The organism is Candidatus Hydrogenedentota bacterium (assembly GCA_019695095.1).
In the GTDB taxonomy this organism is placed as follows: Bacteria; Hydrogenedentota; Hydrogenedentia; order Hydrogenedentales; family SLHB01; genus JAIBAQ01.
Map to the genome: position 1 here is coordinate 1 of JAIBAQ010000159.1, position 13,482 is coordinate 13,482.

Annotated in this window: 7 protein-coding genes; all 7 read right to left on the reverse strand. The window is 57.2% G+C overall.

Features of this window, described 5'->3' with window-relative positions:
* Window positions 1-47: 47 nt before the first annotated feature.
* The gene (locus K1Y02_20060; GenBank protein ID MBX7258667.1) at window positions 48-380 is read right to left on the reverse strand and encodes a hypothetical protein; all 333 of its coding nucleotides are present in this window, start codon (window positions 378-380) and stop codon (window positions 48-50) included.
* Window positions 381-1,470: 1,090 nt separating this feature from the next.
* A complete protein-coding gene (locus K1Y02_20065; protein MBX7258668.1) occupies window positions 1,471-4,947 on the reverse strand; it encodes a tetratricopeptide repeat protein in 3,477 nt (1,158 codons plus the stop codon).
* A 31-nt stretch (window positions 4,948-4,978) separates the two neighbouring features.
* Complete coding sequence (locus K1Y02_20070; protein ID MBX7258669.1) at window positions 4,979-6,067, reverse strand: PD-(D/E)XK motif protein; 1,089 nt, start codon at window positions 6,065-6,067, stop codon at window positions 4,979-4,981.
* Complete coding sequence (locus K1Y02_20075; GenBank protein MBX7258670.1) at window positions 6,064-8,916, reverse strand: Z1 domain-containing protein; 2,853 nt, start codon at window positions 8,914-8,916, stop codon at window positions 6,064-6,066. Before K1Y02_20075 ends, K1Y02_20070 begins: the two co-directional genes overlap by 4 nt.
* An 8-nt stretch (window positions 8,917-8,924) precedes the next feature.
* A complete protein-coding gene (locus K1Y02_20080) occupies window positions 8,925-10,769 on the reverse strand; it encodes a DUF262 domain-containing protein (protein MBX7258671.1) in 1,845 nt (614 codons plus the stop codon).
* Between the two features lie 195 nt (window positions 10,770-10,964).
* A complete protein-coding gene (dcm, locus tag K1Y02_20085; protein ID MBX7258672.1) occupies window positions 10,965-12,254 on the reverse strand; it encodes a DNA (cytosine-5-)-methyltransferase in 1,290 nt (429 codons plus the stop codon).
* Between the two features lie 193 nt (window positions 12,255-12,447).
* Window positions 12,448-13,482: tyrosine-type recombinase/integrase (locus tag K1Y02_20090; protein MBX7258673.1), on the reverse strand; the 1,035-nt coding region annotated here is incomplete at its 5' end.

Below are 13,482 nucleotides of genomic sequence, written 5' to 3' on the forward strand. Positions count from 1 at the left end.
GAGTGCTCATGGCGGTGGCTCGGAGGTTGGTGGTGGGCAAACCCCGACTACCCGACCACCGCCCCCATTTCCAGTCCCACGGCGCAACCCGCTTCATACCCCGCCGCACCAAAAGAGCCGCACCCCTTCGCGATCATTTCCGCCGCTGCTGCGCCCGACTCGGGATTGCCAGCACGACCAATACACCCCAGCACGAATGAGTAATGACGATTCACGATTTTTGAAAACGTCGAACCGTACCAGTAGATCGTGCCGCTAGCTTCTTTCGTGCGATCATGCAGCCGGTCAATACCGAGAACTGTGAAGGCCGCGTCGAGTTCGGGTGCAATTACCGACAGGATTCCAACGTCCACTTGGGCTGGTTGCTCGTGTCCGGACATGGCGCGCGACTCTATTCCCTTCGCTGATGGAGTCAACTCTTACTGTCTCAACGCGGGCAATTCCGCTGTCTTTGTAATTGGTCAAAGATTTTGAACTCCAAGCCGGGTGGCTTTGACCCAGGGAGTTCGGTACGGTCAAGCCGTGATCTCCGAGGCGTACCGGAAGACCAAGACCGGCGGCGGCAAGCTCAAGCTCCGGGCGCTTGCCCTCCTGGCAGAGGGAGGCAGGGAGCGTCGCTTCGAGGCCGCAACGCTGTCCCGCGCCACCGCTCGGAGTGAAACCCAAGCGCTTCGGATACTGTCCACCCCCGGGGCCGCAACCCGCCTGGGGGTCGCAGTCGAACGATGCCGCTGTTTCGTCCGAGTGCTGGCCCCGACCGCCGCGCCTGTGGCTTGGGGCCAAGTCCTCGTCGAGAGTGAAAGGATGTCGCCCGAGGCTGCTAGGGCCGCACGCGTGAAGTTCAACCCAGAGTTTCGGGCGCAGCAGGACGCGCACCGGAAGGCTGTGGCGGCAGCGCCCACCCTCCGCGTCGCAGGGTTCGCTTGGGTCGCCGTAGCAAACCGGGTGCGTGCCCGCCGAGAACTCAGGCAACTTCTCGCGACCTGCCCAGGCGAAGTCGAACTCTGGCACCTGCTCCACCAAGCCTATCTCTCGGCTCGCAAGGCAGACCAAGCCTGAAAGGCTCTCACTCACTCGTGCTCGTGCCCTTGAGCCGCGGAACCTCACGATCCTGGGCTCGGAGCTCGTACTCCGAGTGCCCGAACTGGACGCAGCGGTGGAGCGGCTCGACGCCTTGTGGAATCTACTCCGACGATCTCTCGCCGAACTGGATGCAGATGTCTGCCTCTGTTTTTCCTTCGCCTCTCTCGACCTCGCCCGACGAAGCGCACGTCCCCTCCTCAACTACCAGCGTACGAGCACGATTGTGGACCTGAGGCTTGCCGCACCAATCGACTCGACCCACGCCAAGGACTGTCAATCCCAACGGAGAGTTCAACCTCTCCAGTGCTCTCTACGAGTCGCTTCCCAAAGTCAAGTTCGTGAGGCAGACGGGAACATTCTGAAGCGTTTCCGGTTTCTTTACCGTTATCAACGACGCCGTTGCTTGTGCTTAACTGATCCCGCCCTTGATTGCCTCGCATTCAATCCAGGGGGGAGGGCCACACGCAGTTCTTGGAGAGTGGCCAATAGGGGGTGCTCATGTCCCAAAACCTCAATTGCCTTCTCCGAAGCACGCCGCACGAATTGAAGTGCACCGGCTTTGTCACCGTTGTTTATTAGCACAACGGCAAGTTTTGATTCCAACGATATGGCGCTCTCGTTCTTCAGCCCATGAACTTTCACGTGCTCATCATATGCCCTTGACAGCAACTTATAGGCACCGCTGTGATCGCCTCTCTTATACTTGAATGCAGCTAGATGGATGAAACAGTATGTGCTGTCTGGATGCCCAGCCTGTAGAAGTTCATTTTGGGTCGCAAAAACTTGCTCTACCATCCGTTCAGCCTCATCCAATTCACCAGCTCTATAAAAAGCATCGACGATCATAAGAATGTCTTCAATGCAACAGCCGCTCGGTTGCTCAAGGCTTTGCAACGCGATCGATCGCACCTTCTCCAGAAAAGGCCTAGCGGCATTGGGAACTTCCACCGGAAGAAACTCCGCAGCTTTCGAGGCCAGACGAAGAAGGTGCGGATCACCCGGTGGGAAAAGTTTGTCACGGATAGTCAATGCACGGGTCAACGCCTCGCAAGCGTCTTCCGTTCTCCCCAAAGACAACAACACCGAAGCAAGATTGTCGTGGAGCAAAGCACCCTCAAGGTGATCTGAACCATAGGCCGCTTCGTGCAGACCAATAGCTCGCATAAGCAGAGGAAGAGCTCTCTCTGGGAAACCGAACTCCTTCTCAATCAATGCTAGATTGGAGAGAGGGGAAGCAACGGCCGGGTGATGGGACTGCCCCAACCGCTCTCTAATATTGATAGCGCGCACGTAAAGCTCTCTCGCTTTCTCATCCTCGCCCAAAGTGGAAAGTACCATACCCAGGTTTGAAACCAGCAAGGCAGTGTTCGGATGGTCTTCGGCGAACGCATTCTCATGAATACGGAGCGCGCGTTCAAGTAGCGGTCGAGCCTCCAAAGGTCTCCCAAGATCGTGCAGATTTAGCGCTACATTAGAAAGGCGGATGGCGACTTCAGGATGCTCTGGCCCGAGAGCGTGCTCGTGGATCGACAGCGCGCGTTCAAAAAACGACAGCGCTCTCTCATGCTTTCCCAGACTGCGGAAAGCCAAGCCGAGATTATTGAAACGCATCGCCAACTCTCGATGATCTTTGCCACGAACCTTTTCATCAATACCAATGGCTCGCACCAAGAGCGGCTCCGCACGGTGCGCGTCTCCGAGGTCCAGGAGAACGAGTGCCAGGTTTGAAAGTTGGATCGAAACGACGGGGTGGTCGGAGCCATGAGTAGCCTCATGGATGGAGAGCGCGCGTTCGAGGAGTGGTAGAGCTTCCGCAGCGTTGCCCAAGTCACGGAGTACAAGGGCAAGATTCATGAGCGCCACGGCAACCCGCGGACGGTCGAGTTCATCCGGCTCTTCCCTGACCTGCAACGCTTGCTCCAAGAATGGTTTAGCCTTTGCGGGATATCCCAACGTCCGATACGTCATACCCATATTCATCAGAAACGAAGAATACCCACGATCCCTCTGAGAGCTATTCCCCCATATCACCGCAGCTCGATCAAGGGCCTCCAATGCACCGCGTACGTCACCGATATCGTGACGAACGAGAGACACGTTGGAAAGCACCCTAGCCAACTGCTTTGAATCCGGGGGATGGACCAATGATGCAATGCCGAGAGCACGTTCAAAACTTTCTGATGCCCCCCGAGAATCGTCAAGTTCTCGCAGAGTAGCGCCCAATTCCATCAGATATTCGACAATCTCCTCGGAGTTTGAAGATTCGAGTTCCTCGGCTCGGCGTAGTACCGCGCGAGCCAACTCGGCCGCCGCCTGATACTGTCCCGCAGTACGCAGATAAACCGAGAGCTTGTCAGCAACTTGAATCCAGGCACGATGCTCTTCAGTATTATCAAGAATGCCCAACAAAGACTCGACATGAGGGCGTCTTGCTTCTGCTTCCGTGATTGCGACTCGCTTTATGGCATCATCGAGCCACCGGTAGACACATGTCCCAGCACGCTGGATAACGGACTTCGGCCACTCGGTGATACGGTCCCGCACACGCCATTGGACGAGCCTATGAAACGACAGTGCGCCACCTTCTGGGTTGACGCTGATCAGAGCCAAAGCCTCAAGAATCTCCAAAGCATCATGCCTGTCGAGTTCATCCTCCAGTTCGATCGCCTCGGTGATCCATGCGAGGGGTACGAACTCAGGTGCGAATAGTGCCGCCGCGTCCAACATTCGGCGTGCAATTTCATGTTCAGCGCACCGATCGAGTGAAACATCGAGGGCTGCGAAGACCCCCCGCGGGTAATCCACAGACCGTCGGGGATCATCCAACAGACGCAACGCGTGAGTAGTAAGGAGTTGCTCGTAACCACGCCATGTCATTCGCATCTGCGTTACCGCACGCACTGCAACGGTCACAGCCAAGGGCAAGCCACCAAGAGTGTGTACAAGCACGCGTGAACGTGCCTCTTGGTCGGCGAGCGCCAAAGTGGGTGTATTTGCGAGACGTGAGGCCAGTTCATGTGTTTCATCGTCATCGAGGGGATCAACTCGGACTGTGCATTCCGTTGGCGCTATCGTTCGATCACGAGCTAGTGCAAGAACCGCTACCGGGCCGCCCGGAAACCATGCGCTCCAGCCTTCAGTCTCCACGTTATCGAGCACGAGGAGAGTCCGACGCCCCTGATTTTGAAGTGCCAGACGTACCGCACTTGCTTGGTCATTGGCTGGTGCATCGCGTGGGACACGTGCCATCACATCTCGAACCCCCGAAGAGCCGATAATGCGCAGTGTGCCCGCAAGTCGAGCGAACGCATCGTCAGGCGCAGCGCTCGCATCCACCCACCAAAGGCCCCCCGGATACGCGTGCATGTAACGATAAGCGTATTCAAGAGCAATCGAGGTCTTACCTACACCACCCAGCCCGTAGAGGGTGCATTGGCCGGAAAGCAACTCAGCCGGAGGTTCCTCGACCAAGCGTCTGTGAATCGCGTGAAGAACCAACGAACGTCCAATGAACGATGGCGTCCTCCGGAGCAAGTTGTGTGGGGGCATAGAACCCGTCGTCGCAGGTGCAACGCTGCCGTAAGAGGGGAATCTTGACGCTGCTTCCGCAAGAACCGCATTGGCTGGATATTGCTGAGATGCAATCCGGACGAGAACGCCCAAGAGTTGTGCCTTCCGGGCCTCCTCCACTATCTCGTGCCAATAGTTTTGAGGGCTGCCTTGCAACGCGAGGCGGTCGGGACGCAAACCTGCGTCGGCTGCAACACGTCGTGCGGAGTCTGGACTATCAAAGAGACCTGCCAGTACGTCCCTCAATTGAGCAATGACGGCTGGAGTAACGTCGATGTGACTTTCCGGATTCATTGTTACGGGCTTGCTCGACCTTTCACCTCGATCATGTAACATTGAGCCAAGAGCGAACCAAAGAACTCACACCTGCTATCCAATCAGAGTGGGGGTTCGTCGCGTTGATTACAGGCGGTAGATCCATCCGATAACGGATGTGGTCAGCGCTTACGTGCAGTCCAGCGAGGTCGGCCCTGCGAATGATGCGGATATCAGAATCGCCAAGACGGTAAAGCCTTGGGGTAAAGGTGAGGGTCCACGCGGCCTGATAAGCAGGCCAATCCCGCATGCGTGCGTGATCGTAGTGGCTTCCAGCGTCATCACCATAGGAGTAGAGATCGTGCAGGAAACGCTCTTGCAGCGGATTCAAAGTGCCGGGTTCGGAGGTCTTCAACCGCCCGAGAATACGATCGACGAGACCAGGGATCGTGAGGCCGCCGTCGGCCGATGGGGTGAGACCGAAACTCAGGAGCATGATCTCAGCACCAGGAAGTTTTCCATGAAGTCCCACTGCCTCGACCTGAGCCAGGCTGTGAATCCAGTGCTTGGATTCGTTCAAGGTTGTGGTCTTCACCTCTGTTGCAACAGCCCCCCACACAAAGTCGGTTGCAGAGTGTTGGTAGCCACGCCATGAATCAATGACGGCTGAATAGAAGGGAGGGTGGTCCCGGACCGAGAGAAGTGCCCGGTCCAGCGTGAGGAGTTCTCCCATGAGGCCCAGGATGGACTCATCCGCAAGAATATTTCGGCGCAGAGCGAGTTCGATAAAAGGTTCGACAACCTCGAACGCCTGAGGCAGGGGAATCCCTTCTCCAAGGCCCGCACGCAGGAACTCAATAGCGATCAACGTCGCCACTGAAAGAAAGTGAGGGGCTGCAGGCAGAATGATGCGATTCGCCTCGAAAGGTGCCCCCTCCTGGCCTTGCCACGTTCCGTGTTCGATGTGACGGCGAACCACAGGAGAGCGGGGGCGAAGAGAAGGTCCCACAAGGAACAGTTCGTATCGATTCTGGCTATAGATCGCCACGCCGAGGAGTCGCTCAACGATCCAGAATGTCCGACGGACGCCGAAAGAAGGCTCCGGTTGCAGCACTTGCAGTGCCTCGCGAAGACTCTCGAACGTCCACGTCTGGCTCATGGATGGGTGGCCCCCCGGAGTGCCGCGATATGATCAGGCCCGCCATGAGGCAGCGCAAGCCCGAGCGCGACCATATCCACGGGCTTCTCAGGGTGACGGATCAGATGCACCAATACGAGCCCAGGGTGGGACCGTGGACGCCAGAGCGAGTCCTGGTGAAGGCGGGGAACGGGCTGTGAAGCATGCAGGTGATAGTCGAACAACTGGTCGCCGTAGTACTGTCCCTCTGTCCCTCTAGTTCCCCACAGGGTTTCCAGGACATGGGGGCGGATTGAGAGCCCTCGTCGCATCGTCTGAATGCCACGTTCAGCCAGTCGCGGATCTTGTGCGACGCCTTCGCTCCCAAAGCGCACCCCGACATAGAAACGAGGGCGAGTAGTTCGATGAGCGTCGATGTCGATCATGTGCCAGCTCAGGCCCGGTCTGTCTGTCGGGTAAAAGCCCCGTACATCGTGCTGACCGAGGAGTGCGTTCCAGAGCCGCAGATACGCGGCAATGGAGTAGGGGCACCCGCCAGGTTCAACAGCAGGAGCGCTCGGCTTCTTCCCAGGCGTTCTGAGAAGCGACACCCCGAGACCGAGTTGGACTTCCAATGAGCGCCATCGTGCGTAGACTTCATGCGTGGGATCTGGGTCGTGGTAGCTGTAACACAAGCCATCGAGGAGGTCGGCAACCTCGAACATTCCGATCGGCTCGCGAGTGATTAGACCGCGAACCGTACCGACGGGAGCTTCGATGACATCGACTTCATGACCGGTCAGGAACTGTACCACCAGATCCGTATTAGCTTGGATTAGAGCATCGTTCTCATGCTCGACGATGCGGATGGCAGGCGTAGGACCTGGATGCAGGGGAAGATGCCGCGTCTCTACCTTTGCGGTCGCGACGAACCGTTCGCCCGCGAGGACGAGAACACGATCCGGTGGCGTCGATACATCGCTTCGCCGTAGAATTTCTTGCTTCAACGCCTCATCATTCGCGTGGTAGCTGCGAAAGAGTGCCAGTTGATCCTCAAAAAGGAATACTCTACAGAATGGGAGGTGGGAACCACGATACCCAAACCAGCGCTGCATCTGCATCTGCGTGTCTGCGGCCGGTTCCCGGGAGGATCGGAGGAACAAGCTCGTTGAAAGTCCTTCGAGCGTCAGCCCCCGAGAGAGGATGTTCCCAGCGACAAAGATGCTGTAGATCTCGTGTGGGGGAAGGAATGTCCCAGAAGGTTCATCGACTCGTACAGGGGAAAAGACTGGGCGATCATCGGCGCGAGGATCGGAATTGAGAACGCGAAGTTTTGTATGTGGAAAGATCTCGGTTACAAGAAGTTCTCGGATAGCCTCCCAGGGAACTCCGGCCAACGAGGGATAGGTCCCTCCGGGAAGGGTTTGAAGTTCGCCAGACGTGAGATCGAACTGGTCCACCCACCCGCGCCACGCGGATTCCTCAGAACTCAGTCGGGCAACGAGTCCTTGGACGTCAAGGACGAACCTTCCTTCCTCCACTTCAGCAGGCTTGGTACGCGCTTCTTCACCGGGTTTCGCTGCCGACCAACGAGATATATCTTCTGCCCCCTGGAAGTGAAGATCCTTGAGAGCTGAAGGGTGATAGAGCATTACATGGGGATCGGGCAAAACTGCTCGCAGAGCCCCCTCTGACACGGGTGCAAGAGGCAGCGTCGAAAGCCGCCTTTTACCGAGATACAGGCGCAGTGCACCACCGATAAAGTAGGATCGAAGTGCGTCTCCCAGAAGATGCCAACGCTCCCGAGCTACTCGGGCGTCGTGCAGAGCAGCGGGTTCTCCTTGTCCTTGAACTGGATAGGGTCGGGTGCAGCAAAAGTCACCAGGGCGACCACGCAAACGCTCATAAAACGTGCGACCCCCCGTGTAATATCGGCGGATGCCAACTCGTTCAGTAAAGGTCAATTGTCTCGGAACAACCGCACCGACCTGATCAGGCGTTCTGAGAGCGAAAAAGAAGTCTCTCGGAGAGAGAGGATTATGGCTTGCCTGGAGAAGGTTTGCTTGAGGCGTCGCCGTGTACGCAACGTACACCGCCCGAAGTCGAGGATGCCACGTTACGTCAGGATTGCCAGGAATACTCCACAGTTCTTGGATAAACTTTGGAGTGACCTTATCCGTCGCCGCTGCGAGTACAGATGCATCATCGGCCTCATCGTCGAGAACAACGAGGTCGAGTGGGTGGCTTCGTGCATCAAGAAGAGCCGGGGAAAGAAGTTCCCGAAGCAACCGACCGAGTTCAAGCAGGTGAGCGTCTTCCTTAGGCACGACAAACAAACACGGGCGACCTTCTTGCAATGCCTTTTCAACTTGTCGGCGCTGGAACCTCAGGTACGCGCGCGTCTCCGCGCGGGCATCGGCGCTAAGAATGTCTTCCGGAGCAGGTACGAGTACGCGCTCTTTGTTGCGCCTCCAAGCAGTTTCTGGAGTGCTTCCGTCGAGTTGCGTTAGGAGTCGCTCGTAGGTTTGCAGCCAAAGGGCAATGCGTGTCCCTGCCAGAACAACGAGCAGGCCCACGCCTCGGTCCAGAAGCAGAGCTGACAGGCCCAACATGCTTGCAGTCTTGCCGGACTGTACAGATCCGACAACGACCCCGGTACGAATCCGGCTTGCAGGCCAGTTCTCTGATATTGCGTCTTTAGCCTGTGGAAGAACCTCACATGCAAGAGCGTGTGTGTCGTGCGTGAATGCCGCCTTTGCATCAGGGGTAAAGTTCCCGAACGCTTGCTCGATACGAGCCCACCACGAGTCTGGAACTGCTCCGTCGGCAACCGGTTTGGACACTTGTGGCTCGACCCGGTGCAGGAGTTCGATCCGGGATTGATCACTCATCCTTCGTCCTACTTGGCGAGCTTATGGAAGGTAGTGAGGCAGTTATACTTAAACCGCTGGTCCAAAACCGTTCCGAGTTTCGCCTCGTCAACCTCCATCGCCGAAAGCAGTTTGGTCACAACTTTTGCGACATACTGCCACTGAGTCTTGTTCTGAGTTTTGGCAGGACCAGGGAGCGTCTTCGTCAGTTCACGCAGCGTATCGGTTCTATCCAGAAGGCTTGAAGTTGCTTCGGCCACCACGACGAGGAATGCGGTGATCAGGCTCGCAACGACAGGCAGTTCCTCCCACTTGGAACCGATCCCCCTACGGTTACGGAACTTCGGGTCCCAGGCGTCAGCCGCATCGTTATGGGCGATGATAGCATCCTGCCAGATCTGAGAGAACGTCTTGAGTTGCGCAGTCGAGTAGAGAGGGTGGCCCTCACCTCGTGTGCTGATGTCCTCCAGCATGGCGTCGATCTGCATCGCCGTTGATGGAGTTGAGAGGTTGTCGTTCTGCTCGTTCGGTTTGTGGAACATCAGAGCAGTCGCCCAGCTCAGAACTTTGGTACGCTTGAAGCGCGAGGTTCCGAATCCGAGTTCGCCGAGAATCTTCCCCACCTCCGGATTCCTCTTCCGAAGTTCGGGAGGCATGAAGGGAACCATTGCATCGACCGATGCATCATCAGCTCGATCGCCGCTCAGCACGAGGAACAGCCTGGTCAATGCCAAGTGGTGGAAGCCCGCGTTCCGCAGTTCTTCTGCGTTCAGCTTTCTCCCCTGGCTATTGTAGAGGCTGAACACACGACGAATGTTTTGAAGGCTCGTCTTACTGTACAGGATTACGGGAATGAGGTAATTCGTAGCTTCCGATTCAAAAAGCTTCGAGATCTTGATCTTCTCTCCACCGATTTCGACAGTCTTGCTCTGGATCTCGGAATAGTACTTCCCCGAGAGAGGAGCGAGCGGATCACCCGCGTCATAACGCGCGAGACGGAACGGAAGGAAGTGTTCAGTCAGATCTCGTTGCGTAAAGCTATTCGCCTTCACGAACTTGCGGAAGTCAGTGTCAAAGAGTGAAAACCCTTCGCACTTCTTGGCGTGTGTTCGGCCCTCCGGATGACGACCAATGAATCGCAGGATAGAGGTCAGCCGCTGCTTGCCATCGACAATGTGCCAGATATCGTCGTCCTCACCCTGCATGAGAATTACTGACGGAAGCGGGATGCCTCGGAGAATAGAAGTAATGAGTTCTTGCGACTCCGCGAGAGACCACACGAAGTCTCTCTGGTAGGAGGGATTCAGGTCGAGAAGATTCTCGTCCGCATGGCCTCGGAACGACTTGATCTTCCACGCCTCCACCTTTGCAGAGATGCGCCCGAACGGTTGACGTGCCTGTGAACCTGCTTCATCCCAGTTCTCCCGCCATTGGGAGTTCGCTTCCTTGGTCTTTCCCTCCTCAAGCAATTCTTCAAACAGTTCCCGGTACTCGACCGCTCGCGACAAGCGCTGTTCCAGGTGGCTCAGACCGCGTTCATTGAGAACAACGGTGCCTCCAGGAGAGACCGTGAAGCACGGTTCAGCCAACTGATAGGAAAGTTCGCTGAACAGTTGTTGTGCCAACTTCGCAGCACTCTCATCGCCATTGAGCGGAGAATCCAGCCCGAGCCACGGCTGAACCATCACGACACGCATCAGCCAGTCATTCGACAGAAAGTCCACCTCCCCCGCCGAGAATGGCGCTGCCTTCTGAGACCCCTGATCAGTCTGGCCTTCCGGCAAGGTACCATCGCGCGAGAGTTCGGCCAGTTGGCTGGCCACCGCGCTGAAGTCCAGAGCTTCATCTGTTCCGATGGTCGCTTCAGTCGTCATTTCCTGTTCTCCATGGGGAGAAGGTACGTGCGATTGGGTGGGCAGAGCAAGGAAAACCCGAGGGTCATCCCCATACCGCCTTCCTGAACGCATGTAGATGAGTGTTTTGACCGGTCTTCTGCGCCGACCACGCGAACGCCGAATCCAAACAACCAGGGACAACCTGTCCCACCCTCAGCATGATGCCCGGTAATCTCATCCTGCCTCCAGTAGTTCGAGTGCAGTTACACGACCGACGAGCCGCTCCGCTATCTTCTCCACCAAGTCCGCATTCACAGCATTGCCGAGGGCGGCATACGCGCGATTCGGAATCTCAGGCAGGTGTTCAAGATCACCGAGTCCTTGCAACTTCGCGCATTCGTGAGGCGTTAGATAGCGCTTTTCCCAACCGACAATAGGGACCTGGGTAGTCGTCATCGCGATAAGAGATGGTGCGCTCGTAGGGCGCTTTACACGAACACCGGATGCACGAAACTGGATCAAGTAATCCCAGATCTGGCGCTCTTCACCCTTGCAGTTCCATTCCAACTTCTGGAGACAAGCAGGGAAGCGCCGGATCTTAGGGAGCCAGCGATCAATCCATTTCTTATGTTTAATATAGAGTTCGCGGTTATGCCGAATGAAGTTGACCTTCCAGGCGGGGTAAGGCCCTGGCTTGCGAGCATAAGAGGGCAGAGCGTTCAGACGTTGAGAACGGGTCAAGTTCCTCAGCGGAACTCCAAAGGCCCCCTTGAATTCACGCATCTCACTGGGCGAGTAGTCGTACAGTGTCCACCCTTCATAGGGGTACGTCGCTCCAAACTCCATCGCCCAGATTGGCCAAGATGGAAGCTCCTCTCCCTTCGGGAAAGCATCCAAAAACTTTTGCCATACCTTCAGACAGTCTTCGACCTGCTCTGGAATCCTCCGCGCATTCGGCGGCTCTTTATCAAGAAGTTTTGTGATATCAGGGTTGGCTTCGGACTCCTTTTCAGGCCAACTGAAGCCCTCCAGGTTCCTCAACTTACCGACGATGAAAAGTCGTTCCCGAACCTGTGGAATGCCGAAGTGGTGAGGAGAAAGCCGCTTCTCCTCCACCTTGTATTTCAGGTCTTCGAGTTGCTTTTTCATCTGCGCCCACGTCCCACCGTCTTTATGACGTTCGAGATGTGGAACATTCTCAAGCATGAAGAATTGAGGCCTCTTAACTCTCAGAATCCGAACGACGTGCCCGAACAGATCACCCCACGAGGGGCATTCGAAACCAAGCTGTTGTCCCGCTTTTGAAAACGGTTGACAGGGGAAGCCTGCGCAAAGGATTTCGTGGTCATGTACGGACTTCGCTACTACATCACGGATGTCCCCCAAAGGTTTAATATCGAAGTTCCGCTCATAGGTGGTTTGGAGCGTATCGTTAATTTCACACGCAAAAACACACTCATGACCGAGGCGGCGAAGAGCTAGGTGAAAACCGCCAAGGCCGGCGAACAGGTCGATGAATCGCATGGGGCAACTTCCGTGCCGATGACAGTGAGTAATGTTCTTGACCTCCCCTTTTGCTGGTTTCCGAGGGGTTGTCAAGCTTTTTTAGTCGCCGTGACTCCCGAAGCGGGGCTGCTTGGATGTCCAGTAAACAGATCGTAGACTGATGTTTACATATTGAACATTTGAGTACTGTGGGGCGCTTCTGATCCGGACTTTAAGCCGCGTCGTCCAAGCCCTGTTGGTCGTCAAGCAGGATCGGCGGCGGAGATGCGAGGGGTTCCGGCGTTTTTGGAAGGGGGTCCGTAGTGGGAGTCGGGACCGGCTCGTCGGCCTGGGGTGACACGGGCAGGACCTCCGGGGGAACGGTGTACGCGAGCTTCCGGACGGCCTCCCGGCGACGCGTGTCGAGGCAGTGCAGGTAAAGGGCGGTCGTGTTGATGTCACTGTGCCCCAGGAGCTCTGCCAGGATCGCAAGGTCGGTCCCGGCCAAGAGCGCCAAGGTGGCGAAGGTGTGCCGGAAGCTGTGGGGCGTCGCCTTCTTTGCGAGCTGCATGATTTCCCGCAGTCGCTGGATGCGGCGCTCGACCGTGCGGATCGAGATACGGGTCCCGCGAGAGGAGACGATGAGGGCCCGTTCTCCGGGAAGAGCGTGCTTGGGCCGCTCCTTGATCCAGTCGAGGAGGAGTAGGAGGGCCCGCTCGTTCAGAGGAATCTCTCGGGCCGTCCCGCCCTTCCCTTCGACCCGTAGAAGGGTCTCTGTCACCAAGTCCACCTGGTCGAGGTCGAGCTTCACGAGCTCGTGGACGCGGAGGCCCGCCTGGGAGAGCAGGGCCAGGATCGCAAGGTTGCAGGCCCGGTCCTGCGGTCGCAGCCCCGTCGACAGGGCATGGAACGAGCGCTGGAGCTCGTCGGCGGTGAGCACCGTCCGCGCCCGCGGGGGCTCCCGGACGAAGGGGATCTTTTCGGTCGGGTCGTTCTCCCAGCCCAGGTCCCGTCGGGCAAAGGCCGAGAACACCCTGAGCGTGGCCAACTCCTGGTTGCGGGTGGCGGCGGCGCGGGGAGTCCCGTCCTTGCGACTGCGGCCGAGAAACGTCTCCACGTCCGTGCGGGTGGGCGTGGTCCCCTTCCCCGGCCTGGACTGCCAGGAGGTGTCGAAGGCGGCGATGATGGCGTTGTAGGTCTGGATCGTGCGGGGAGCACAAGCTTCGGACGAGAGGTACATCGTGAAGGCGGTGAGTGGGAGCTGCAT

Coding starts and splice junctions, on each gene's coding strand:
- K1Y02_20060 (MBX7258667.1), bottom strand. CDS start 380: ATGTCCGGACACGAGCAACCAGCCCAAGTGGACGTTGGAATCCTGTCG.
- K1Y02_20065 (MBX7258668.1), bottom strand. CDS start 4,947: ATGAATCCGGAAAGTCACATCGACGTTACTCCAGCCGTCATTGCTCAA.
- K1Y02_20070 (MBX7258669.1), bottom strand. CDS start 6,067: ATGAGCCAGACGTGGACGTTCGAGAGTCTTCGCGAGGCACTGCAAGTG.
- K1Y02_20075 (MBX7258670.1), bottom strand. CDS start 8,916: ATGAGTGATCAATCCCGGATCGAACTCCTGCACCGGGTCGAGCCACAA.
- K1Y02_20080 (MBX7258671.1), bottom strand. CDS start 10,769: ATGACGACTGAAGCGACCATCGGAACAGATGAAGCTCTGGACTTCAGC.
- dcm (MBX7258672.1), bottom strand. CDS start 12,254: ATGCGATTCATCGACCTGTTCGCCGGCCTTGGCGGTTTTCACCTAGCT.